The organism is Ruegeria sp. BG3 (assembly GCF_056538485.1).
The window spans coordinates 150673-172863 of record NZ_JBQFTE010000004.1; the positions used below are offsets into that span (position 1 = coordinate 150673).

Consider the following 22191-nt stretch of genomic DNA (forward strand, 5'->3'; position numbering starts at 1 on the left):
GGCTCGAATTTTTCTTGAATTCGGTTTACAGCAGCCTACACAACGAAAGACGGGAATGCCGAAAATGGATATAGCCAAACCTTTGCCAACCTATCTGGTGAAACGGTATCACGGCTGGAAAGCGACGACCTATTCCGAAAATCAGGTCTGGTATCGACGTCTGGCGGATGAGGGGCAGCGCCCCCGTGCAATGGTCATTTCCTGTTGCGACAGCCGCGTTCATGTGACCTCGATCTTCGGTGCCGATCAGGGTGAGTTCTTCATTCACCGGAACATTGCCAACCTCGTGCCGCCTTACGCCCCGGATGGGGATCACCACGGAACCAGTGCAGCCATCGAATATGCGGTGACCGCGTTGAAAGTGGCCCATCTGATCGTGCTGGGCCATTCGCAATGTGGAGGGGTGCAGGGCTGCATTGACATGTGCAAGGGTGAAGCCCCGCAGCTGGAAGCAAAAGAGAGCTTTGTTGGCCGTTGGATGGACATCCTCAAACCCAAGTTTGAACAGGTTGCGGATATCGAAGATGGCGTCGAGCAGGCCCGCCAGTTTGAACGTCAGGCCGTCGTTGCGTCGCTGGAAAACCTGATGACCTTCCCGTTTGTGTCCGATGCGGTCAAGAACGACACGCTCAGCCTGCACGGGCTGTGGACCGATATCGGTGCGGGCGGGTTGGAGTGTTTCGATCCTTATCAGAAAAAGTTTGTTCCGGTCTGACGTCTCGGTTTCGCGTTAAGCGGCGGTTCCATCCAATTTTCTATGATATGCTCCGGACAAGGGAATTACCCTTTGGAGCATATTATGAAATTGATTAAACGCGTTTTTCTTGGCCTGATCGTTCTTGTACTGGCACTGGTCGGCATTGCGTACTTGCTGCCCTCAAAAGCTGATGTATCCCGCAGCATCACCATCAACGCGCCACCCGAGGCGATCTTTCCCTATGTGAACTCAATGCAGCAGACCGAGCATTGGTCGCCCTGGCTTCACCGGGACCCCGAGACGAAGCTGTCCTATTCCGGGCCAGAGTCGGGGGTGGGGAATATCTTGAACTGGAGCTCTGACGACCCGCAGGTCGGTACCGGATCGCAGGAGATCGTGGCGAGCGTCGAAAACCAAAGCGTCCAGACCGCGCTTGATTTCGGTCCGATGGGAACAGCCTCGGCCGCGTTCCTCCTGCAGCCCGATGGGGATCAGACGCAGGTGACATGGGGCTTCACGTCTGAATTGGGCATGAACCCGATGTCTCGCTGGATGGGGGTGATGACGGACCGTTGGCTTGGCCCCGACTATGAGCGCGGTCTGATGAACCTCAAGGTTTTGGTGGAAGGGCAGGGATAACCCTGCCCTGGGAAACGCCCTTCAATTGCGTTTTGGCTCTGTCGTCAGCCAAGGCTGTTCGACTTTCATGCCCTGATAAATCGCGTGCAGGAAAGTATGCGCAATAACCGGATCGCTGGAAAAGGGCGAGACGTCCAGCTTGCCTTCTTGGATGCCGTCTTCAGCTTCGTAGACAACTGTATCGTTTTTCACGGTCACCAGAACCTGTAGCTCGGCCAGGGTCTCCGGGTCTACCGCCGTCGGATCGTCCGAAAGGATGACGAAGTCGGCGACCTTCCCAACTTCGATTGAACCCTTGTGATCCTCTTCGAAATGCTGCCATGCGGGCCAAATCGTCATGGCCTTGAGGGCAGTCATGACATCGACACGTTGATGCGGGCCAAGAATGTCGCCTGACCGGGTACGTCGCGTCACTGTCGCGGCCAGAACGCGCATGCTGTTGGGCAAGGCGACCGGTGCGTCGTGATGGGTTCCGAACATCATTTCACGCTCTCGTATCCATCCGGTTGGTGAGATGTTCTCACCATTGATCGGGCCGACGGTATGGTCGCGATGCCAGTCTCCCCAATAAAACGTGTGCATGGGAAACACAGATGGGAAAACGCCCAAGCGCTTGAAACTGACGACCTGATCCTCGCGCAGAAACTGGCCATGGATCAGAACCGGGCGGTTTCCGGGGTCGCCGTATTTCATTTGGGCTTCTTCCAGAGCGGCGATCAGCATGTCCGATGCGCCTTCGCCATTCGAATGCACCAGGATCTGAATGCCGTTCTCGTAGCACCAGTTCACCGCGTCCTGAAGCTGCTCCATCGTGATCGCGGAATAGCCCGCATAGCCTGCAGGGTAAGAGCCAACCGGATCGTAGTAGGGACGGTCGCGCAGCGCCGTGAAACCCTGGGGCGAGCCATCTATAGTCAGCTTGCAGCCGCCGACGCGGACCCTATTCGTGTAGTCCCCTGAGACATTGCTGCCAATGTAGTCCTGCGCCTCCAGAACGTCGGGAAAGGCAACCACGTCAATGGGCAGTTCGCCATCGGCTCCAACCTTTTTCAGCACCTCGACGATCTCACCGGATGATCGGCCCTCTTGCCCGGTTGTATATCCGAACCGTGCCCAAAGCGCGCTGCCGGCGCGGGCAAATTCAGCCAGACCGTCTTCGCCCAGATCACCAAGAAGAGGCACTAACAAGGCGAAAAACGCGTATTCCTCTAGCACTCCGTTAGGTTCGCCGTTCTCGTCCCGTTGAATAACGCCACCCGGCGGCGCCTCGGATTCGGCGGTGATGCCCGCCAGTTCCAGCGCTTTTGAGTTGCCAACGCCCAAATGTCCGGATTGGTGGATGATCACGACGGGTATGGTCGTTGAAACAGCGTCCAGATCCTGGCGTGTGGGATGCCGCAATTCGGCCAGTTGCGCATTGTCATACCCAAAGCCAATGATCATGTTAGCGTTTTCCACGGCTTCGGCATTTGCCTCGGCCCAAGCTGTCAGAGTGGCCTGCAGGCTGGCGATGTCTGTCACCTCTCCGTCCGGAGGTGCCAGCATGTTGGCCGACAAGGCTTGCAGCCCGCCCATCACAACGTGCCCGTGGCTGTCGACAAATCCAGGCAACATTGCGCGCCCTGCCAGATCAAACGCTGTGGTCCCATCGCCTTGATGCGCGGCCATATCTGCAAGCGATCCAACTGCCAGAATGCGGCCATCGCGGACCGCCACGGCCTCGGCCGAGGGCTGGTCATCATTGATCGTCAGAATGGGACCGCCGGAATAGATCGTATCGGCTATCTCTTGTGATGTCGCGGACAGCGGAGAAAGAGTGGCGAGTATTATGAAAGGAACTGAGAAAATGCGCATCGTGAAACCCTTTGGATGGTTTTCTTAAGGCTATGGGCGCAACTTAGCACGGATTGCTGTGTCTGTCCTTTGTCTTGAACAGGATCATGGCTGAGCACAAGCAAAGAAATAGGGCCGCTTCTGACGAAACGGCCCCTTGCGAAGAATATTAGGTCAGGGATCAGCCCTTTTTCAGAACCTCACGACCCAGAAGCTCGGCAATCTGGACCGCGTTCAGGGCGGCACCCTTGCGCAGGTTGTCCGAGACGCACCACAGGTTGATGCCGTTTTCAACGGTCGAGTCCTGACGGATGCGGCTGATGAAAGTTGCGAAATCACCAACGCATTCGGTGGGCGAGACGTAGCCGCCGGCCTCACGCTTGTCGATCACCATGATGCCCGGCGCTTCGCGCAGGATATCGCGGGCTTCATCTTCGTCGAGGAATTCCTCGAATTCGATGTTCACGGCCTCGGAGTGGCCAACGAACACAGGCACGCGGACACAGGTAGCCGTGACCTTGATCGACGGATCGACGATCTTCTTGGTCTCGACAACCATCTTCCACTCTTCCTTGGTCGAGCCGTCTTCCATGAAGACGTCGATTTGAGGGATGACGTTGAAGGCGATCTGTTTCTGGAACTTCTTCGGCTCAACCTCGTTGATCGGGTTGTAGACGGCTTTGGTCTGTTCCCACAGCTCGTCCATGCCCTCTTTGCCTGCACCTGACACCGACTGGTAGGTCGAGACGACAACGCGTTTGATCTTGGCGCGGTCATGCAGCGGCTTCAGCGCGACGACCATCTGCGCGGTCGAGCAGTTGGGGTTGGCGATGATGTTCTTGTTCTTGTAGTCGTGGATCGCCTGCGGGTTGCATTCCGGCACGATCAGCGGGATCTCGGGGTCGTAGCGATAAAGCGACGAGTTGTCGATCACCACGCAGCCCGCCGCCGCGGCCTTGGGTGCATAGTCCTTGGTCGCGGCAGAGCCTACAGCGAACAGGGCCATATCCCAGCCAGTGAAATCAAAGGTGTCCAGGTCTTTGGTCGTGAGTGTCTTGTCGCCAAATGTCACCTCAGTACCCAGCGAACGACGGCTTGCCAGCACGGCAATTTCGTCCACGGGGAACTGGCGTTCCGCCAGGATGTTCAGCATTTCGCGGCCCACATTACCTGTGGCGCCGACGACGACGACGCGATAGCCCATTTCATGTCTCCAAAGTTAAGGACGCGCGTTCATAGCCGCGTTGCCGCCGGGACAAAAGAGCTTTCGCACCGTATTTCGACGAATGACGCCGATTTGAGGCGCTTCACTCGCTCAGCAGCCGCTTGTAGAGGGCCACGAGGGTCTGTGCCTCGCCGTTGATGTCGAAATTCTGCTCAACATGGGTGCGGGCGGCCTGTCCGGCCTGAGACAGGGAATCACGGTTTTCCAGCATTACTGCCGCCGCATTGGCCAGTGCCGGGATGTCACCCGGAGTCACCACCCGGCCCAGAGACGGGTCGGTCACGATCTCGGAAAACGCGCCGACATCGGTTGCGACAACGGGCACACCGCAGGCCATCGCCTCAAGCGGGGTGAGGCCGAAACCCTCCCACCGTTGGGGGGCGATGAACAGGTCTAGCACTTGATACCATTCGGCAATCTGATCGACCGTCACCTCGGGCATAAAGAGGATACGGTCCGACAGGCCCGCCTTGGCGACCTTGTCTTTTTGTTCGGCCAGAAAACCCGTGTGTTTTTCCGTCGCGCGGCCCATGACGATGCCCGAGACGTCCTCGAACCGACCGCACAGATCAATCATGGCGTCGACGAACGCGTCCGTGCCTTTCTGGTGGCGGATGCGACCGTAGCAGCCCAGAAGCAGGCCATCCGGCAGGCCCAGCCGTGCGCGAAGGGCGGCTTTGTCCTCAGGCGGGGTAAAGTCGTCCAGGTTGATGCCATGCATGATCACCTGCGCGTCTCGTTCCAGATAGCCCGCGGTCTTGCGCGAGGTCGCGACAATCGCATCCATCTTGTCGATCAGCCATTTGGTATAACCCGTATGCGCCCGTTGCGAGGCGCTGGTGAACAGCAGTTTTAGATTCAACCGTAACACATTGCGCAGGATCAGGCCCAGGAGCATCTCGGTATTGCGGCGCGCATGCCAGACCCGCAGCGTGCGACGGGACAGGAAGGGCAGGCGGGCCAGCGGGATATGCGGAATGTCGGCGGGCAGCCCCGGTCCGGTAGCGGCGATATCGATCTGTTGCGCCTGCAAAGGGACCAGCCGTGCGATCGTTGCGGTCACGCCCGAAAGCCTGCGTTTGAGATTGGGGGCAATGACGACGGGGTCTTTCACCGGGCTCTCCTGATCGTTGCGTCAGTCGACGCTATCCCGGCTGAATAGATAGATCAGGCATCCAATGGCAAGGGTCACCGCGAAAAAGCCGAATATCGCCGTATAGGGGGCCGTAGGGTTTACGCCTGCATAGGCGGCGTGAATCTGCCCGGTGGCAAATTGCGCAAGCCCTACCCCGCCGATGCCAAAGAGATTCAACAAGGTCACGCCGCGCCCGGTCAGATGCGGCGGGATGAAGGCTCGACCATGGGCCATGATGACCGGAAAGCTCGCGCCCAGAAACCCGATCAACGACAACATCGCGACTGACACCCAGACAGCGCTATCGACCCACAGGCACAAAAGCCCAAGCGCGACCGCACAGAGGACATTGCCACCGACAATCACCCATTTGCGGGTGCCCAGAAGACGGTCCAACGGGCCGTAGACAAAAGTTCCCGCGATCATTGCGGTTCCCATCACCAACGTGGCCGTGCCGATCTGCGTGGTGGTCAGGCTGAACACGTCGTTCAGATATGGCCCCGCCCAAAGCCCGCGCAATGCCGCTGCCGGGGCGTAGGCGACCAGCATCAAAGGCAAGATGAGCCACAAGGCAGGCTCTTTCAGCAAGTCCAGCAAAGATCCTTTGTGGTCGGTCTCGACCTTTTTCGGATCGCGCACGCTGAACCAGATGCCCAAGGCGATTGCGGCGGACAGAACCGCCAACCCAACCATCGTGGCGCGCCAGCCCATCAGCTCGACCGCCAGCGCGGTTGGGTAGGACGCGACCAGATTACCAACTGACCCGACGCCCAGCATCAGCGCCGCAAGCGTGGCGAACCGGGCCGGCGGATATTCGCGTGCAAAGATGAAGTACGAGGCCATCAGAACCGGGGAACAGCCAACACCGATCAGGGCCATCGCAATGCTGACATGCAGCGGGCTGGTGGCGGCGGCAAAAACAAGCGCCCCTCCGGCCCCACCGATCAGCAGCAGGACGGATGCGCTGAGCCGTGGTCCAATACGGTCCAGCGCCCAGCCCACCGGCAGCTGCATCGCGGCAAAGACGAGAAACCACAGGCCCGAGGCGAAGGCCAGATCTTCGGGCGAGGCGCCGATATCACGCGCCAGATCAAGGCTGAGAACGGCAAGGAACGCGCGAAAAAACTGGCTCAGGACATAAGCCAGACATAGTACAACCAAACCTGCCTGCATGAACGGCCCTTTCCTGCGCATTTCCACCGCCCTGATTGGCACGCCGTGGCAAAACGCACAAGCACGTGTACTATGTTGCAAGGGGAGGACAGCGATCACATTCGGGCTAGCTTAACCTCCAATTGGAACAAAGGGGGGACGATGAAAGACCTCCATTCAGATTTTTACGAGTCCCTGCCGCTTTGGCGCGATTTTACCCTTCTGTCGGACCCGGCGCAGTTTGCCTCAGTTCCGGACGATTGGGTTGTGGGTGTTGCCGACATTGTGGATTCGACCGCGCAGATCGCCCAGGGACGGTATAAAACCGTCAACATGGTCGGTGCTGCAGTGATCTCGGCCATGATCAATGCATTGGAAAGCAAGCCTTTTCCTTATGTCTTTGGTGGCGATGGGGCTGGCTTTGCCGTGCCTCCCAGTGCGGCGGATATAGCAGCGGGAGCGTTGGCAACCCTGCGGCGCTGGGCCGAAGAGGAGTTTGAGATGCCGTTGCGCGCGGCCCTCGTTCCGGTGGCGGAACTGCGCAAAGCTGGGAAGGACCTGAGGGTCGCGCGCTATGCTCCGTCCACCGGGGTGGACTATGCCATGTTCGCAGGCGGGGGACTGGCCTGGGCCGAGGCACAGATGAAATCCGGGCACTATTCGGTCGACCCCGCGGCGCCCAACGCGCAGCCAAACCTGACTGGCCTATCCTGCCGCTGGTCCAACAGTCCTGCGCAGCATGGCCAGATTGTCTCGGTCGTGGTGCAGCCGACGGCTCAGGCGACCGAGCGGGATTTTGCGGATTTGGCGCAATCCGTTGTCACCATGGCCGCCGAACTGGATCGGTCGGGGCATCCGGTTCCGGAAAACGGACCTCCGATGACATGGCCGCCTCCGGATGTTGGGCTGGATGCTCATGTCTCGCGCGCGGGGGGCAATCTGTTTGCGCAAAAGCTGAAACTGCTTGGGCAGAACCTGTTGATCGCCCTGTTATTTCTGACGGGCAAGCGGTTGGGGCAGTTCGAACCCGGTCACTATCGTCGCATGGTCAGCCAAAACGCGGATTACCGTAAATTCGACGATGGTCTGAAAATGACACTGGACTGTGACCCTGCCACGTTGGATCGCCTCCAGCGTATGCTGGATGAAGCCCGCGGACGCGGCAAAATCCGCTACGGATTGCACGTACAGGATGAGGCGATGATGACCTGCTTTGTCCCCTCAGCCATGCGTGACGATCATGTGCATTTCGTGGATGGGGCTTCGGGTGGATATGCAAAAGCTGCCGAGGCGATGCGAGTGTAGCTTGCCACTAGTGATTTTAAATTGATATTTATCAGCGCCTTATAGGTCTTTCCTCGCTATGTGGCTTGAGGCCTTCTGCTTTTTCAGTAATGATTCAGCATGTCCGATCAACTCCCCTTGGTATCGCGATCCCTGCCCATCGCTTTGTTGCGCGCCCGAGAAAGGGTGATGGGCCCTATTCGCAAATTACTGATTGATGCCGGGGTGACCGAGCAGCAATGGCGCGTGCTGCGCTTGCTGAAAGAAGAAGGTGCAAGTGAGCCGACGGATATCTCGGAACGGGCCTGCCTGTTGTTGCCCAGCCTGACGCGCATCCTGCAAAAACTGGAAGATAAGGGCCTGATTAAGCGCCGCTGTCACCCCAGGGATCGAAGGCGTCAGATCGTCGAGATCACCGCGAAGGGGGAACAGATCATTCAGGACAATCTGACGGGGATTGTCCAACAGGCCGATCGCATGCGCGCGCATCTTGGTCCCGAAAAGCATGAAACGCTTCTGGATATCCTCAACGAGCTGAAAGAGTTCGAAGAGTGACCCTCTGAATTAAAACCCCGCCGGAGAAGGTAGGGGGAATTCTCCGGCGGGGTGGCCAGACCCGGGTTGGATTCTGTGCCTGGCCCAAGGCCGTTGCGTGTCGTCTTACCCGACGGCCCGGCCCACGTGTCGGAGGGCGCCTCAGCCCTGAAACAGGGTCTAACGCGGGCGAAACTCCCAGGGGGATGGGCGTATTCGCCTGCCGTCTCCGATACGTTCACGTCCCAATGCCGACATGTTTAGCCGTCCGCAAGAGGTATCTTCAGGTCACTTCAGTCGTATTGATCTTTCCGGCAGAACTTCTGTGCCGGGCAGGTGGTGGGGGTGCCATCAATTCTTGAATCTACAAGGCATCTAGCGCGATTTTACCTGTTTCCAAGGGATTCATACGCCCAGATGCGTCGCGGTAGGAATTGGGCGGCTTTGCGCCTGATCTCGCTGCAGATGTCGGCGTGAACCGGCGCATCGCTACGGCTTGCCAGTTGCGAGCCAGACGATAAGCTGCGCGGCGCAACACTCAGGGGATCGCCATGCCACATTTGTTTTCTCTACCCGAACCAATCTCGATCCCCGTGGTCGGCGAACAGGCAACCTATCCCATCGGTCGGATTTTCTGCGTTGGGCGCAACTATGCGGCGCATGCCGCCGAAATGGGCCACGAGGTAGACCGCGAGGCACCGTTCTATTTCACCAAGTCGCCCGAAAACGCCGTTCTGACCGGAGCGAGCGTGCCGTACCCGCCGGGCACCGAAAACTACCATCATGAAATGGAGCTGGCCGTCGCCATCGGTCGCTCCGTGTTCCGCGCCACCCCTGCAGAGGCGTGGGAAGCGGTATATGGCTATGGATGCGCGCTGGATATGACCCGCCGCGATCTTCAGATCCGCGAGCGCAACAAACAGCGCCCTTGGGATCTGGGTAAGGATGTGGAGAACGGCGCTGTTTTTGCGCCTTTGACCCGAGCCACCGAGTGGTCCCCGGAGGACAACAAGCGCATTCACCTGAACGTCAACGCCGAGGTCCGGCAGGACGCGACTTTGCATGAGTTGATCTGGAAAATTGATGAGATCATCTGCCACCTGTCCAGTTTCTATCATCTGCGCCCCGGCGATGTTGTCCTGACAGGCACCCCTGCCGGGGTCGGTCCGGTTGCTGCAGGGGACGAAATTGAAGGTGGGATTGATGGGCTGGAGCCCATTCACCTGACACTGACGGATGCAGAATAGACCCTATTTAGGCTCTTTCAGCCAGTCATTGGCAAATTCGACCGTATCAAGACCGGCAAACCGGCGCACTCTGTCCAACTCGGAATCCAGCCGTCGCGTGCGCGCATCCGACCACCGTATCGCGCGCTCCGGCCACAAGGCTTTTACACGCAGAATACCTTCATCGCGATGGGCTTTCATGTCGATCCGGCCAATCAGCTTGTCGCCTTCCAGCAGCGGGAAAACATAGTAGCCATAGGTCCGCTTGGGCTCGGGCACGAAGACCTCGATCCGGTAGTGAAAACCAAACAGTCGCTCGGCCCGGCTCCGGTCACGCAGCATCGGATCGAACGGGCTGAGAACCCGGATGCGGCCTGTTGGTGCGGGCAGATCGCTCAGACCATCGGTCAGATCGGGGCGAGCAAACAGTTTGCGCATGCGCCCGTCGACGCAAGCAACCTCGACCTCCTCCAATGCGCCTGATTGCAAACCTCGGGCGCACCACGCCTTTGCCTCAGCCGCGCTGACCGTGTCCCAGAACGCCGCCAACTCACCCGAAGTGGCAAAGCCAAGCCTGTCCAGCGCCGAATTGCACAGCCAATCAACCGTCGCCTCAGCATCACAGGGTCGCTGACCGGGGCAGAGATGCGTTTCGATCACCCGCTCGGTCAGATCATAGCGTTTCTGAAACCCCTCTCGCCCGACAACTGTCAGCGCGCCCGAGCGCCACAGATACTCAAGCGCGGTCTTGGACGGGTGCCAATCCCACCACCCGCCAGAGCCCTTCTTTTCATCCTTCCCCACGTCGGACGAGGACACTGGCCCATGATCGCGGATATGGCTCAGAACGGTTTCGAACTGCTGCTCAAACCCATCCCGACGCCAGTTCTTCCACCGCGATTTCAGCAGATCCGCATCGCGCTGAAACCGCAGATGCCAATGCGCGTAATACTCCATCGGTATGACGGCGGCATCGTGGGTCCAGTGTTCGAACAGCGCCCGGTCCCGCTCGTACAAACGCTTGAGGTTCCCGCTGCGATAGCTGGGCCTGCGCGAGAACAGGATCATGTCATGCGCTCGCGCCACCGTATTGATGCTGTCGAGTTGAACGAAGCCCAGCCTCTGGATCAGATCCAGCAGATCGGTGCCTTTAGAGCCGCCCGAAGGAGGTTCGGCCAGCGCGTGGCGATCCATGAAGATCGCCCGCGCCGTGCGATTGTCCAGCCGTTTCAGCGCCACGATATCAGCGCCGTTTTAGCGTGTCCCCAAAGTTGACCTTGGGGGTCAGAGTCACGCGGGTCTCGATCTCGGCATTCGGATCGTCAAGCTGCGTGGCGATGATCTTGGCCGCTTGCTGTCCGATCTCAAGTCGGCAGGCATCCATCGTCGCCAGTTTGCGGGGCAGGCCCTGCAGCAGTTCGACATTGTTGAAACCCGCCAAGCCGATCTGGCCGGGAATGTCTATGCCCTGCTCTAGCAGGTACAACAGCCCCCCAGCGCCGATCATATCATTGGAATAATACAGGAAATCCAGATCTGGCGAGCGTTCCAGCATGGCTTGCGTCATCTCACGCCCTTTGGCCAGAGCCGAGCCGCCGGAATAAAACTCCCGATCTTCAATCTCGATCCCGTGCTTGCCCATAACCTCGGTGAAGCCTTCGAACCGTTTCCGCGCCCGGTGATCCAGCGGCATCTTGGTGCCCATAAAGCCGATATGTTCATAACCCGCTTTCAGGATCGCCTGCGCCATTTCGCGCCCCGCACGACGATGAGAGATCCCGACCATCGCATCAACCGGTTTGCCATCGGTATCCATGATCTCGACCACCGGAATTCCGGCCGAATCCAGCATCGCCCGCGCCGCGTCTGTATGCTCGAGCCCGGCAATAATCACCCCCGAGGGCCGCCAGGAGAGCATCTCATACAGCACTTTTTCCTCTTTCTCAGGCAGGTAGTCGGTGACGCCGACCACAGGCTGAAGATCGGTGTCCTCAAGCACCTGATTGATGCCGGTCAGAACCTCGGGAAAGACCATGTTGGACAGGGATGGAATGATAACCGCCACCAGATTGACCCGGCTTGAGGCCAGCGCGCCCGCGATCTTGTTGGGCACATAGCCCAGTTCTTTCGCGGCGGCCAAAACGCGGGTGCGCGTCGCATCCGACACATCGCCCCGATTGCGCAGGACCCGGCTGACCGTCATCTCGGATACCCCAGAGGCCTCAGAGACATCGCGAAGGGTAAGCGGGCGTTTTGTTTCTGTGTTCACGGAGGGCACCTGCGTTGTTGTTTTATCTGATGCTAGCGTAAACACCCTGCAGTTTACAACTGTTCAGCACGCCCACAGCAAACCCACAGTAAACCCCATGACAAGCCGAAAAAACAAAGGTACAGAGGGCTTTGCACGGCCCCGTGGCTCAACTGGATAGAGCAGCCCCCTCCTAAGGGGCAGGTTGCAGGTTCGAATCCTGCCGGGGTCGCCACTGCCGATGTCGGAAATACCTTCAATCAACGGCGAAAACCTCATCTTGAGGTCGGTGTTGGCGCCAAGGCATTTTCCTCAAGCAAAGGTTTGAAATCTGGGTTAGAAATCAAACACGATGTCAATGACTGGCATTGCGCAATACACAGGTACCTTCTTGCCCAGCGGACTAGCCCCTGCCGAACTGATCGCAATCCTTGTCGCCGTGACCGACAACCAGCCGCGTGTCATGACCTTGCGGGGGGGTGAGGCGCTGCCATCGGGGCCGTTCGAATCCTCTCATCGCAGCCTACAGAGCAGCCTGCGTGCTTGGATTGAAGCGCAGACCGGCCATCCTGTGGGGTATCTCGAACAGCTTTATACCTTTGCGGACAGGGATCGCGATCCTCGGTCTGGGGATGTAGAAACCTCGCAGCGGATCTCGATCAGCTATCTAGGGCTGGTGCGCGAACAGGATGCAGCCGGGGCAGGGCGCCCGTCCTGGCGAAGTTGGTACCGGTACTTCCCGTGGGAAGATCATCGCGACAGCATCCCCGAAGAAGTGCCGCGCATCGCCGATGGCCTAACGGCTTGGGCGGGGGCAGATCCGCTCAAGGCTCAGCGTGTCGACTATCTGTTCGGTCTGAACGGAAAGACGTGGAACGAGGAACTGGTTCTGCAGCGCTATGAGCTGATGTATGAGGCCGGTCTGGTCGATGTGCCTGAGTTTGGCCTGCCCATGGCGGGCGACAACCGCCGAATCCTTGCCACTGGCATTTCGCGGTTGCGGGCCAAGATCAAATATTCTCCGGTCGTGTTCGAGCTGATGCCTGAGAGCTTTACCCTGCTTCAATTGCAGCGCACGGTAGAGGCGCTGTCGGGTCTGCATTTGCACAAACCCAATTTCCGCCGCCAGATCGACCAGCAGGAACTTGTTGAAGAAACAGGTGAAATCTCGAGCGGCACCGGCGGCCGCCCGGCGCGTCTGTTCCGATATCGACCTGCTATTCTTGAGGCCCGCATGCTGTCGGGCGCAAGGTTGCCTCTGTCCAAATCCTGAGTTGCGCTTGACATAATCTCGAATCGAGAATAATCACAGCTCGAATGTACTCGAATCGAGTATAAATGGAGGAGCCAATGAAAGATTTCCGCCTGCCAGAGTTGTACGATCGGGTTAAACAAATCATTCCGCCAGCTGAATGGATGCAGTACGAAGAGGATCTGGAAGCCATCCTCGACCTGAAGCGGCAGAAGAATGCCGTCATCCTTGCGCACAATTACCAAACGCCCGAGATCTTTCACGGCGTGGCCGATATCGTGGGCGACAGCCTCGCTCTGGCGCGCGAAGCCGTCGAGGTCGACGCTGACGTCATCGTGCTGGCGGGCGTGCATTTCATGGCCGAAACCGCCAAGCTGCTGAACCCGGAGAAGACCGTGCTGATCCCGGATATGGGGGCGGGATGTTCGCTGGCAGATTCTATCACGCCCGAAGATATCGCGCTGTTGCGCGAAGCCCATCCGGGTGTGCCGGTGATCACCTATGTCAACACATCGGCCGCGGTGAAGGCCGCCTCAGATATCTGCTGCACCTCGGGTAACGCGGTGAAAGTGGTGGAATCCCTCGGGGTGCCGCGTGTGTTGATGATACCGGATGAGTACCTTGCCAAGAACGTCGCCAAAGAGACCGATGTCGAACTGATCGCCTGGCACGGGCATTGCGAGGTGCATGAGCTGTTCACCCCGGACGACATTCGGGCGATGCGCGAGGCATGGCCGGGTGTCACGGTGCTGGCCCACCCGGAATGTCCACCCGAGGTCGTGGCCGAGGCGGATTTCTCAGGCTCTACCGCCGTGATGTCGGACTTCGTCGGCGAAAAGAAACCTGCAAGAGTTTGCCTCCTGACCGAATGCTCCATGAGCGACAATGTGGCACTGAACCACCCAGATGTGGAGTTTGTGCGCCCGTGCAATCTGTGTCCGCATATGAAGCGCATCAGTTTGGGCAATATCCGCGAAGCTTTGGAATTGGGTCGCCACGAAGTTACCGTCGATCCGGCCATCGCCGACGATGCGCGCCGTTCGGTCGAGCGGATGCTGGCCGTGAAATGATCCGGCTTGAGCGGCTCCATGACCGGATCGCCATCATCGGTGGCGGTATCGCAGGGCTGGTAGCCGCACTGGAACTGGTGCCGCAGCCTGTGGTGCTGATCACCCGCGCCGGGCTGGGGCAGGAATGCTCAAGCTCCTGGGCGCAAGGGGGGATTGCAGCCGCGTTGGGCCCCGATGACGATCCTGCCCGGCATCTGGCCGATACACTGCGGGCCGGAGACGGGCTTTGTGATGCAAGGGTCGCCTCAGGCATCCTTTCAGAGGCCGCCGAGGCGATCGAGGTGCTTGAGCGATACGGCGTTCGCTTTGACAGGGCGCAAGATGGCACATTTGCCCTGGCGCGCGAAGCCGCGCATTCCCGCCGCCGCATTCTGCACATTGGCGGCGACCGGACCGGGGCCGAGATCATGTTCGCTCTGACCCGCGCAGTGCAGCATTGCCCCTCGATCACCTGTCTGACGGGGGTCGAAGCCCGGCGGCTTGTGACCGCCGAGGGGTGCGTCGCCGGTGTTCATCTGCAAGCGATGGGTCAAGCGGCCGTATTGCGAACCGCTCAGGTCATCATGGCGACAGGAGGCTGCGGGGGTCTGTTCGACGCCAGCACCAATCCGTCCGTCAATTTCGGGCAGGGTTTGGCGATGGCCGCACCTGCAGGCGCTGCTCTGCGCGATATGGAATTCGTGCAATTTCACCCGACCGCGCTGGCCACCTCCCAAGCACCCTTGGCCCTGATCAGCGAGGCGGTGCGGGGCGAGGGGGCAACTCTGATCGACCAGACTGGTAAGCGGTTCATGGCGCATATCGCGGATGCCGAACTGGCCCCACGGGACGTGGTGGCCCGCACTGTGCATCAGGTCATCGCAGGCGGAGGGCGCGCGTTTCTTGACGCTCGTGCCGCGCTGGGTGCGGGCTTTGCCAAACGTTTCCCCGGCATTCAGGCCCTGTGCGCAGCCCAAGGCATCGACCCTGCGCGCGACCCGATTCCAATACGTCCGGCTGCGCACTACCACATGGGTGGCATTGCCGTTAACCAGACCGGCCAGAGCACGCTGCCCGGGTTGTGGGCCATCGGTGAATGTGCAGCGACCGGCTTGCACGGGGCCAATCGCCTTGCCAGCAATTCTCTGCTTGAGGCTGCTGTGATGGCGCGTCGCGCCGCCAGCGATGTTGCCGCCAGCACGATGCGCGCCCGGTCCTTTGTTCCCAACCCCGCTGCATTGCCTGATCCCGATCCCGGCGCTGTCCGGCCGATAATGTCGCAGCATCTGGGTGTGATCCGCCATGGCGCTGGGCTGCGGAACGCGATCTCGAACCTGTTGCCGCATGTTCGGTCATGCGAGCCTGCCTCGGACCCGGCCCTGGTGGCGCTTGCAATCGCGGTTTTTGCCGAAAAGCGCCGGGGCTCCTGCGGCGGGCACTATCGTAGCGACTTCCCTGTTCCAGAGACCAATCCGCGATCAAACCTGATGAACCTGACCGAAATCCTGTCGCATGCGGGTTCGGTCGACCAAGAGCCCCAGCTGAGGACAGCCTGACCCATGACTGCCATGCCCCTTTCCCCGTTGCCGCGCACGATGCTCGAGCCGATGATCCGGTGCGCTCTGGATGAAGATCTCGGCCTGGCGGGCGATGTCACTTCTGCCGCCGTCATTCCGCCAGATCACCGATCCGAAGTCGTCGCGAGCGCTCGTCAACCCGGTTGCATCGCCGGTCTGGACTGTGCCGAACTGGCCTGCGCCTTGGTTGATCCGGCCATCACGGTGACTCGTCACGTCAAGGACGGAGACCCTGTTGCAATCGGCACTGAAATCGCAACATTCCAAGGGCCGTCCCGCAGCCTGTTGATCGCTGAACGGACCGTGCTCAATTTCATGGGTCATCTCTCGGGCATTGCCAGTGTAACCGCTGATCTGGTGCGCCGTGTCGAAGGCACACGTGCCTCGATCGCTTGTACCCGCAAAACAACCCCGGGTCTGCGCGCGCTGGAAAAATATGCCGTGCGCGCTGGCGGAGGCATGAATCACCGCTATTCCCTAAGCGACGCGGTGCTCATCAAGGACAACCACATCGCCATTGCCGGAGGCGTCGGCCCAGCGCTGACCAGCGCGAAACAAACGGTCGGCCATATGGTCAAGATCGAGATCGAGGTCGATACGCTCGCGCAGTTGGAGCAGGTTTTGGAAATTGGTGCAGATGCTGTGCTGCTCGACAATATGACCCCGGCCACCTTGCGCGAAGCAGTGGGTATGATTGATGGGAGAGCCATTGCCGAAGCCTCCGGCGGGATCACACCCGACACCGTGCGCGTCGTGGCTGAAACCGGAGTCGATCTGATTTCCATGGGCTGGATCACCCACAGCGCACCCTGCCTTGATATCGGTTTGGACTTCGTTTCCAGTCACCCCTGAAAATATTGACCGCTGAGAACTGGGCGCTGCGGTCATCGCTGGCCCATAGGGTAAGCATCCCCTAAGTCTGGAATACAAAACATCATAGAGTCGAAAGTTTAGTGAATCTGACGGGACCTAGTCTCGTCTCATCCAGAGAGGGCAGTCATCCTCAGAAGATGCTTACCCGGTAGGTCTACGTGTTGGATACGTAGATGATACCAGTGATCATCCAATTGCTGAGATGTTCTTTGCGCTCGGGACTTTGCGGACGCCGCTGATCTTGTCCGCAGCGAGAACGATATTTTTCCGGTGGCATAGTGGTGATCGAGGTCCTTCGGGACCCGCCGTGTGAAGTACAAGCCGCCTGCTTTCACAAATGAGAAGGCAGCGGTTTTGCTCTCCAGCATGTACTACACCCTTGGTCAGCTCCAGTTAAAGCTGAAGGGAAACAGTAGCTTACCTGTTGGGAATGGTGCCCGGGGGCGGAATCGAACCACCGACACGAGGATTTTCAATCCACTGCTCTACCCCTGAGCTACCCGGGCACGGGAATGGCAATAGCCATTGGGTGGACGCCTTCTATGACTTGCACCAAGCAGTGTCCAGAGGCTTTTTGACATTTTTTCAGTGCGGACGGCGGGGGATGCCTTCGGGTTCGGAAATCGCGTCCTCGATACCTTCTTCGCGCTGCGAGGGTACGGCGTAAGATCCGTTCAGCCACTTTGCCAAATCCAGATCCGCACAGCGTTTGGAACAGAACGGGCGGTATTTGGAAACCGTCTTTTCCTGACAGATCGGGCAAGTCATCCGAGCACCTCGCTTAGAGGGATGCGCCCACGTTTGCGTTGCAGCTCGAAATGGCCCAGCGGTGTCCAGCCTGAGAGCGTCGTTTCGATCCCGTCCGCCTTGAAAGCGGCGCGTAGGGCTTGCTCCAGACCACGACGCTCTTTCTTGGGCATTGGGGCCATGTCGATGGTGATTTGCCCGCCCAGACCGCGCACCCTCAGGGCGCGAGGAAGGGTCTTGGCGCAGGCGAAATTGGCTTTTGTCCCGGCTGCCAGCGACGTGTCGGCTCCGGTGTTTACATCCACCGCAATAAGCGCGCGGGTGGGTTCGATGTATAGATGCCCTCCGCCCGGCAAAGGCTCGGCAATGCCTCGGGCAATGTCCAGCGCGTCTAGAACGCCGTAATGTTCGAAGCCACCGGCCTCGGTTACGACATCCGCAGGTTCGGTCCAATCGCGCCATGCCAGAATATGAGGGCCGTCGCCCTCGGCCAGGGTTTCAGGCTCGGTGCCCGGATCGTTCAGGACCTGTTCGGTCTGCGTTAGCATGGCACCGATGTCTTCGGCGATGTCATCTGCATCCGCACCAACGCAGCATGACCGTAGAATCAGGCCATAGGCGCTGTCACCCATGACCTCGTGGGCGATTTCCAGTAGGCGGTCGCGCTCATCCTCATCCTTGATGCTGCGCGAGATGTTCAGGCCCGGAGCTTCGGGTGTGACAATCGCATAGCGGCTTTTGAACAGAACGCGGTTGGTGACCGGAACGGCTTTGCCCGGTTCGGCAAAACCTGTCACCTGCACCAGCAGCAGCGCTCCGGGTGCGAGGCCCTTGACCTGACGCAGAAAGGCAGGACCGTCCGGGGTAGTAAGGAACATGCCGCCCTGGCCTTTGACCGGACGATCCGCGCGGGCGCGGTAGATCGTGCCGGGGGGCGGTGCGTCTCCGGCGATCAGAAAATCGTCGAGCTTGCCGTCGACCATCAGCGCGGCTGCTTCGCGGCCCTCGATATGGTCCAGAACGATTGTGCGGCCTTTCATGGCGCCTCTCTGTACAATGGGTAGCCGATTGCCTGCAAAAGTGCGGCGGTCTCGGACAAGGGCAGGCCCACGATGCCGGTGAACGATCCGGAAATCCAGGGAATGAACGCCCCGGCCGGACCTTGGATGGCATAGCCACCCGCCTTGCCTTGCCAGTCATCTGTCGCAAGATAGGCGTTCACCTCGACATCCGACAAGCGTTTCATCTTGACCTGAGAGACCACGTCACGCTGCAAAACCCGACCTCCGCAGCGCACCGCGACCGAGGTCACAACCCGGTGCCGACGCCCGGACAGAGCATGCAGAAACTCGGCCGCTTCGCCTGCGTTTTCGGGTTTGCCCAGAATGCGTCGCCCCAGCGCCACCGTGGTATCAGCACACAGGACGATATCCGCGCTATCTGCCTGAACTGCCTGCGCTTTTTCGCGTGCAATACGGCTGCAATAGGGAACCGGAAGCTCGCTCTTCAAAGGTGTTTCGTCAATGTCAGGAGGGCGCACGGCATCGGGCTGCACGCCAAGCTGCGCCAGCAGGTCCAGCCGCCTTGGGCTGCCCGATCCGAGGATAAACGCCATGAGGTAGGGCGTTACTTGAAGCGGTAGTTGATCCGACCTTTGGTCAGATCGTAAGGGGTCATCTCGACCTGAACTTTGTCGCCGGCCAGAACACGGATGCGGTTCTTGCGCATCTTGCCTGCCGTATGTGCGATGATCTCATGGCCGTTTTCCAGCTCGACCCGAAACGTCGCATTAGGCAGGAGTTCCTTCACGACACCGGGAAATTCGAGCGTATCTTCCTTGGCCATGTTGTCTCCATCATTACGTTGCACTCGCAGAATCTGCGAGGATGTGCGCTTAAATGAGCCTATTTTTCCCTTATTTCAAGGGCGGAATCATTAAAGCGCGGAGAATGTGACAGATTCGACTCGGGGGGATTGCTCGTCCCAGTGGGTGCGATTCAGGACATGCCCGTCGGCGCGGACATCGGCGATGGCGCTCAGGTCGATATCGGCATAGGTCCAGCCCGGTTGGTTCAACACACCTTCGGCCAGAACGCCCGTCTGTGGAAAGCCCTTGTCAGGCGGGCCAAAAATGCCGCCTGTGCCGGTGTTGATATCCACGGCCTCGGACCAGTCATTGTTCCCCACCAAGGACGCCATGACCGTAACGCATTGATTTTCCAAGGCACGCGACATCGCCCCGATGCGCACGCGCCAATATCCGGCCAGCGCTTCGGTACAGGAGGGGACAAGGATTAGATCCGCATCGCTCAAGGCGCGGCCTAGCAGGGGGAATTCGCTGTCATAGCAGATCAATACGCCGATCTTGCCCAATGCCGTGTCGAACAGTTTAAGAGGGCCGCCGGGGGCGATGTCCCATTGTTCGCGCTCGAACCGGGTCATGATCTGCTTGTCCTGATGGTCCTGACGGCCATCCGGCGCATAAAGTTCCGCCCGGTTCACCGGACGCCCTGCACCTGTTGCGACTGGGGCCGAAGCCCCTAGGATGTAGGCCTTGTATTCCTTCGCCAAGCGCTGGTGCAGGTTTTGCACCTCGTCCATCCGGTCCGAGACTGCCTGAATCGACTGCTCCAGATCGCCTGCCACGTCGGCCCCGTCCAGTGTCGAAAGTTCCATGGCGCCGTATTCGGGAAAGACCAGTAACTCGGCTCCGTTCCCGGCGGCCCGCGCCACCCAGGCGTTCAACTTGTCCTCATACTGCGCCCAACTGTCGAGCCAATCGAGGTCGTAGGCGGCGGTGGCGACTCTCATCGATCTGTCCTTCGATACTGATTTGTCGGGACACTAAGTGACGATGGCTGGGCGTGTACAGGCCCAACCTTTCCACCCGACAAAACGACGACAAAGTGAATTGGAGGTCTAAGGCCCATGTGGTTTAATCGCACCCGGAGGGCACCATGCAAAAACCTGAAAGCTTCGAGAAGTTCTATTTCGCCAAGGTCGGCATGGGTGAGGCCTGCGGCTGCGCGGAACGTGTCATTGACGTCTATGAGTTCAATCGCAAAGGTGGCGCCCAGAGCAAAGACAGCGTGGTCCCGAAAAAGCGCAAGACCAGGTCACTCCGCGGCTGGGCCGTGAAATACGGTCTAATCAGTCGAAGGCGTCAAGGTTGAGAACTTTGCCTCGCTGGTCTTACAGGACTTTCTCAGAACGTGGCTGCAGTTTAAGCCTGCGTTGATTGGGTATGGCACCGGAGACTGCCGGCAAGGCTCATGCTGACAAATCCCGGATCCAAAACTGCAATGGCTTGAGTGTCTCGCCCTCGTCCCCGACATCTTTCCACGAGAATTGAGCGATGGTTCCGGGTAATGGTTCGTAGCCGCGGGATCTCCAGAACGTATCAAGTGGGTGATAGGATTCGGGCCGCATTGGGTGATCTGCCGGGCGTTGGACGCTGCAGAAGGCGCATTTGGTGAAACCCTGCGCGTGGGCGTGGGCTTCGCGCTGATCGAAGAATTTGTGACCGACGCCTTGACCTCGGTAGTCGGACAGAAGGACGGATTCGGCACAGTAGAAAATCTGTGACAGGTCCAGGCTTGTACTTTTAAACGCGGCGGCAAAATCGTCAGCGTGGTCGGTCAAAGGCGCGCCCGTCGAGGCTCCGATAAGGCGGTCATTGTCGAAGGCGCCGACAACGATGGCCTTGTCACTGTCGCGATAGGATTGCAGGTAGCTGCGCTCGTATTTCAGGTCGCCGTCATAGAGGTAAGGCCAGGCCCGAAATACCTCGATCCGCAGGCGCGCGACGTCGTCCAGAGCGGCTTCAAGCGCCGCTCCGGTCAGGGGCCGGACAGAGGTGACCTCAGCCATTCGAGACCTGTTTGGTCCAGTCCGCAAGGTTGTAGAAGGTGGTGACGCGGGTGATCTTGCCATCATGCAGGTCGAAGAACGAGCCTGCTGGCAGGCGGTAGCCCTGGCCGCGCGCTTCGGGCAGGCCCTCGTCGGTTTCCAGATAGGTGCCGTTGACGATGAACTCGGCCGCGGCGCGGGTGCCACCTTCGGCATCGAACACCACGATATCGGTCAGGTTCTCTTTGTAGCAGCGGTTCATATGGGCGCAGAACGCTGCGAATTTCTCTTTGCCGACGCGGATCTGGCCTTCGTTCACATGGTGGGCCACGTCATCGGACAGACAGGCCAGCATGCCATCGACATCACCGGCGTTGAAGGCGTCGAAATAGGTCTTCACGGTCTGGTTCATGGGTCACTCCGTTGGTTCGCCCCAGCGGTCTTTCAGATGCTTGATGATCTGATCGCGGGTCTGTCGGTAGTGATGTAGCTTTGATTCCCGTGTCTCGCCCATCCCGGTAGGGTCCATTATTGGCCAATAATCGACATCGAGGTGGAAAATCCGGGTCAGCTCCAGCGCTTTGCGCTGACTGGCCGGGGACAAAGCGACGATCAGGTCGAACGAGCTGAGATCGTCACCCCATTCCTGCATCTCGTCAAAGGATCGGGTGCGGTGGCGGGACAGCTCAACGCCCATTTCCTGACAGACTGCGATGCAGAAGCCGTCAATATCCAGATCGTTGCGGACGCCGGCGGACTGCACATAGGTGCCGGTGCCATAGAACTTTTTCATGATGCCTTCGGCCATCGGAGACCGAACCGAGTTGTGGTCGCAACAGAACAGAATGGACTGCGGCAGAGGCGTCACCCG

The 22191-nt window shown here is 59.2% G+C and carries 25 protein-coding genes and 2 tRNA genes; 11 read left to right on the forward strand and 16 right to left on the reverse strand.

Translation table 11 applies throughout. The annotated features are described in order from the left end of the window. Window positions 1-64: 64 nt before the first annotated feature. Both ACR0AI_RS08215 and ACR0AI_RS08220 read left to right on the forward strand, forming a co-directional pair. A complete protein-coding gene (locus ACR0AI_RS08215; RefSeq protein ID WP_480673083.1) occupies window positions 65-715 on the forward strand; it encodes a carbonic anhydrase in 651 nt (216 codons plus the stop codon). An 84-nt stretch (window positions 716-799) separates the two neighbouring features. After that, the gene (locus tag ACR0AI_RS08220; RefSeq protein WP_480673085.1) at window positions 800-1336 is read left to right on the forward strand and encodes an SRPBCC family protein; all 537 of its coding nucleotides are present in this window, start codon (window positions 800-802) and stop codon (window positions 1334-1336) included. Between the two features lie 21 nt (window positions 1337-1357). Here ACR0AI_RS08220 and ACR0AI_RS08225 read toward each other — a convergent pair whose 3' ends face one another. The 4 genes from ACR0AI_RS08225 to ACR0AI_RS08240 all read right to left on the reverse strand — a co-directional run bounded on the left by ACR0AI_RS08225 (window position 1358) and on the right by ACR0AI_RS08240 (window position 6702). Beyond that, entirely contained in the window at window positions 1358-3190 is a 1833-nt protein-coding gene (locus tag ACR0AI_RS08225; RefSeq protein ID WP_480673087.1) for an amidohydrolase, read from the reverse strand. 160 nt (window positions 3191-3350) lie between these two features. Further along, complete coding sequence (locus tag ACR0AI_RS08230; RefSeq protein ID WP_170380274.1) at window positions 3351-4373, reverse strand: aspartate-semialdehyde dehydrogenase; 1023 nt, start codon at window positions 4371-4373, stop codon at window positions 3351-3353. 103 nt (window positions 4374-4476) lie between these two features. After that, on the reverse strand, window positions 4477-5508 hold the full coding sequence (locus ACR0AI_RS08235) for a glycosyltransferase family 4 protein (RefSeq protein WP_480673089.1): 1032 nt from the start codon (window positions 5506-5508) through the stop codon (window positions 4477-4479). 21 nt (window positions 5509-5529) lie between these two features. Continuing rightward, window positions 5530-6702, reverse strand: a complete 1173-nt coding sequence (locus ACR0AI_RS08240; RefSeq protein ID WP_480673353.1) for an MFS transporter — start codon at window positions 6700-6702, stop codon at window positions 5530-5532. 141 nt (window positions 6703-6843) lie between these two features. Here ACR0AI_RS08240 and ACR0AI_RS08245 point away from each other — a divergent pair, with 141 nt between their 5' ends. From ACR0AI_RS08245 to ACR0AI_RS08255, 3 genes are all read left to right on the forward strand, one after another. Continuing rightward, window positions 6844-7986 (forward strand): DUF3095 domain-containing protein, encoded by a 1143-nt coding sequence (locus ACR0AI_RS08245; RefSeq protein WP_480673091.1) that lies wholly within the window; start codon window positions 6844-6846, stop codon window positions 7984-7986. Window positions 7987-8085: 99 nt separating this feature from the next. Next, window positions 8086-8520 (forward strand): homoprotocatechuate degradation operon regulator HpaR, encoded by a 435-nt coding sequence (gene hpaR / locus ACR0AI_RS08250; protein ID WP_480673092.1) that lies wholly within the window; start codon window positions 8086-8088, stop codon window positions 8518-8520. A 530-nt stretch (window positions 8521-9050) separates the two neighbouring features. After that, a complete protein-coding gene (locus tag ACR0AI_RS08255; protein ID WP_480673094.1) occupies window positions 9051-9746 on the forward strand; it encodes a fumarylacetoacetate hydrolase family protein in 696 nt (231 codons plus the stop codon). Window positions 9747-9749: 3 nt separating this feature from the next. Here ACR0AI_RS08255 and ACR0AI_RS08260 read toward each other — a convergent pair whose 3' ends face one another. Together ACR0AI_RS08260 and ACR0AI_RS08265 are read right to left on the reverse strand one after the other, a co-directional pair. Next, on the reverse strand, window positions 9750-10964 hold the full coding sequence (locus tag ACR0AI_RS08260) for a winged helix-turn-helix domain-containing protein (RefSeq protein WP_480673096.1): 1215 nt from the start codon (window positions 10962-10964) through the stop codon (window positions 9750-9752). 4 nt (window positions 10965-10968) lie between these two features. Further along, a complete protein-coding gene (locus ACR0AI_RS08265; protein WP_170380279.1) occupies window positions 10969-11994 on the reverse strand; it encodes a LacI family DNA-binding transcriptional regulator in 1026 nt (341 codons plus the stop codon). 137 nt (window positions 11995-12131) lie between these two features. Here ACR0AI_RS08265 and ACR0AI_RS08270 point away from each other — a divergent pair. The 5 genes from ACR0AI_RS08270 (at window position 12132) to nadC (ending at window position 16703) form a co-directional block, all read left to right on the forward strand. Then, window positions 12132-12208, forward strand: a tRNA-Arg gene (locus ACR0AI_RS08270). 123 nt (window positions 12209-12331) lie between these two features. Beyond that, window positions 12332-13246 carry an NUDIX hydrolase gene (locus ACR0AI_RS08275; RefSeq protein WP_480673098.1) on the forward strand — a complete coding sequence of 305 codons (915 nt, stop codon included), beginning with the start codon at window positions 12332-12334 and terminating at the stop codon, window positions 13244-13246. A gap of 77 nt (window positions 13247-13323) precedes the next feature. Beyond that, window positions 13324-14295, forward strand: a complete 972-nt coding sequence (gene nadA, locus ACR0AI_RS08280) for a quinolinate synthase NadA (protein ID WP_480673100.1) — start codon at window positions 13324-13326, stop codon at window positions 14293-14295. Then, entirely contained in the window at window positions 14292-15830 is a 1539-nt protein-coding gene (locus ACR0AI_RS08285) for an L-aspartate oxidase (RefSeq protein WP_480673102.1), read from the forward strand. Before nadA ends, ACR0AI_RS08285 begins: the two co-directional genes overlap by 4 nt. Window positions 15831-15833: 3 nt before the next feature. After that, the gene (gene nadC / locus ACR0AI_RS08290; RefSeq protein WP_480673104.1) at window positions 15834-16703 is read left to right on the forward strand and encodes a carboxylating nicotinate-nucleotide diphosphorylase; all 870 of its coding nucleotides are present in this window, start codon (window positions 15834-15836) and stop codon (window positions 16701-16703) included. 128 nt (window positions 16704-16831) lie between these two features. On the opposite strand, the gene ACR0AI_RS08295 is transcribed toward nadC, so the two are convergent. The 7 genes from ACR0AI_RS08295 to ACR0AI_RS08325 all read right to left on the reverse strand — a co-directional run bounded on the left by ACR0AI_RS08295 (window position 16832) and on the right by ACR0AI_RS08325 (window position 20282). After that, on the reverse strand, window positions 16832-17092 hold the full coding sequence (locus tag ACR0AI_RS08295) for a DUF6538 domain-containing protein (protein WP_480673106.1): 261 nt from the start codon (window positions 17090-17092) through the stop codon (window positions 16832-16834). Between the two features lie 63 nt (window positions 17093-17155). Next, window positions 17156-17230 (reverse strand) — tRNA-Phe (locus tag ACR0AI_RS08300). A gap of 79 nt (window positions 17231-17309) precedes the next feature. Beyond that, on the reverse strand, window positions 17310-17492 hold the full coding sequence (locus ACR0AI_RS08305) for a DNA gyrase inhibitor YacG (RefSeq protein WP_480673108.1): 183 nt from the start codon (window positions 17490-17492) through the stop codon (window positions 17310-17312). Further along, window positions 17489-18511, reverse strand: a complete 1023-nt coding sequence (locus tag ACR0AI_RS08310; RefSeq protein WP_480673110.1) for a ribonuclease E/G — start codon at window positions 18509-18511, stop codon at window positions 17489-17491. Before ACR0AI_RS08310 ends, ACR0AI_RS08305 begins: the two co-directional genes overlap by 4 nt. Beyond that, window positions 18508-19086: a Maf family protein gene (locus tag ACR0AI_RS08315; protein WP_475217210.1), complete on the reverse strand. Its 579-nt coding sequence runs from the start codon at window positions 19084-19086 to the stop codon at window positions 18508-18510. Before ACR0AI_RS08315 ends, ACR0AI_RS08310 begins: the two co-directional genes overlap by 4 nt. Window positions 19087-19097: 11 nt before the next feature. Further along, entirely contained in the window at window positions 19098-19316 is a 219-nt protein-coding gene (infA, locus tag ACR0AI_RS08320) for a translation initiation factor IF-1 (RefSeq protein WP_005978431.1), read from the reverse strand. 90 nt (window positions 19317-19406) lie between these two features. Next, a complete protein-coding gene (locus ACR0AI_RS08325) occupies window positions 19407-20282 on the reverse strand; it encodes a carbon-nitrogen hydrolase family protein (protein WP_480673113.1) in 876 nt (291 codons plus the stop codon). Between the two features lie 146 nt (window positions 20283-20428). Between ACR0AI_RS08325 and ACR0AI_RS08330 the strand changes: the two genes are divergently transcribed. Next, the gene (locus ACR0AI_RS08330) at window positions 20429-20644 is read left to right on the forward strand and encodes a hypothetical protein (protein WP_170462965.1); all 216 of its coding nucleotides are present in this window, start codon (window positions 20429-20431) and stop codon (window positions 20642-20644) included. A gap of 97 nt (window positions 20645-20741) precedes the next feature. Here the strand turns inward: ACR0AI_RS08330 and ACR0AI_RS08335 are convergent, their stop codons facing one another. From ACR0AI_RS08335 to ACR0AI_RS08345, 3 genes are read right to left on the reverse strand one after another with little or no spacing between them, the layout of a single operon-like run. Next, entirely contained in the window at window positions 20742-21341 is a 600-nt protein-coding gene (locus ACR0AI_RS08335) for a GNAT family N-acetyltransferase (RefSeq protein ID WP_480673115.1), read from the reverse strand. Next, entirely contained in the window at window positions 21334-21732 is a 399-nt protein-coding gene (locus ACR0AI_RS08340) for a ketosteroid isomerase-related protein (protein WP_480673117.1), read from the reverse strand. The genes ACR0AI_RS08335 and ACR0AI_RS08340 overlap by 8 nt, the downstream gene beginning before the upstream one ends. Before the next feature lie 3 nt (window positions 21733-21735). Beyond that, window positions 21736-22188, reverse strand: coding sequence for an arsenate-mycothiol transferase ArsC (locus ACR0AI_RS08345; protein WP_170462968.1), 453 nt, complete (start codon window positions 22186-22188; stop codon window positions 21736-21738). Between the last annotated feature and the right edge of the window lie 3 nt (window positions 22189-22191).